Origin of the sequence: Slackia isoflavoniconvertens (assembly GCF_003725955.1) — a bacterium.
GTDB lineage: Bacteria > Actinomycetota > Coriobacteriia > Coriobacteriales > Eggerthellaceae > Slackia > Slackia isoflavoniconvertens.
In genome coordinates this window covers 1-910 of the sequence record NZ_QIBZ01000037.1, presented here as the reverse complement: position 1 = coordinate 910, position 910 = coordinate 1, and the positions used below count along the sequence as shown (strand labels likewise).

Sequence of the window (910 nt, the reverse complement as noted above, 5' to 3'; positions counted from 1 at the left end):
GCTCGCTACCTCTGCCACATGGACCAGCCCGATAAGCATCGCTATGAGATGCAGGACGTGGTGTCCATCGGCTCAATCGACTACGCGAGCCTGTGCATGTCGGCGGCAGACGAGGACGATATGCTCGACCAGATTTTCGAGACGATGGACAACTACGCACTGGACAGCTATCCGAAGGTCGTTCGATGGACTCGTGAGCACAACCCAGAGTGGAAGCCAATCGTGTACCGCAAGTACACGAAGCAGATTAGCGAGTACGCGAAGGGTCTCCATTACGAATCGAAGCAGTAGGCGGGTCAATGTAGCAGGCGGTGACTACGGGGCGGCGTGGTCTGCGTAGCAGATCTAAGCCGACTCGTTCACCGGCTGCGGAATTGACGCGCCGGTGAAGCCAAAAGACAGACTGGGAAGAGGGTCGATGTGAGCGCAAGCTCCCATCGACCCTTTCCTTGCCCAAGTCGGCGAGGACGGTTGATTTGGGGATGGAACTCCGAATGAGCGAGCGAAGCGAGCACTACGACATACATTCGGAGTTCCAAGTTCCAAGAATGGTGAACCGTTCCTGTGGAAGGGGTTCGGGGGTGAAACCCCCGACCGCACAACCTAGTTGTGCGGTGGCCCGCAACTCATGAGCGACGCCGCGAATGAGTAGGGCGGCAAGGGCTTGCCCGCGCAGCCGCTTGCGGCGGAGTTCCCGAAGCGGTACGCTTCGGGCAGGCGATAGGACGAAGTCTTATCTAGCCTGCTACATAAGACTTAAGAATCATATGGGGTGACACGCCATGGCCAACTTGCAGGGATACGGGACGAACTCGGTGGGCAACATGCTCAACCACTACACCCGGCACGCCGGAGACCCCGAGCAGACAAAGTACCGATATGCAAATCAGGATATCGACCAGACCAGAAC

General features: G+C 57.7%; 1 protein-coding gene. It reads left to right on the top strand.

The window, feature by feature from the left end:
- The coding region (locus DMP05_RS09630; RefSeq protein ID WP_148039733.1) for a Rep family protein at nucleotides 1-291 on the top strand (291 nt) is incomplete at its 5' end.
- Nucleotides 292-910: the final 619 nt, after the last annotated feature.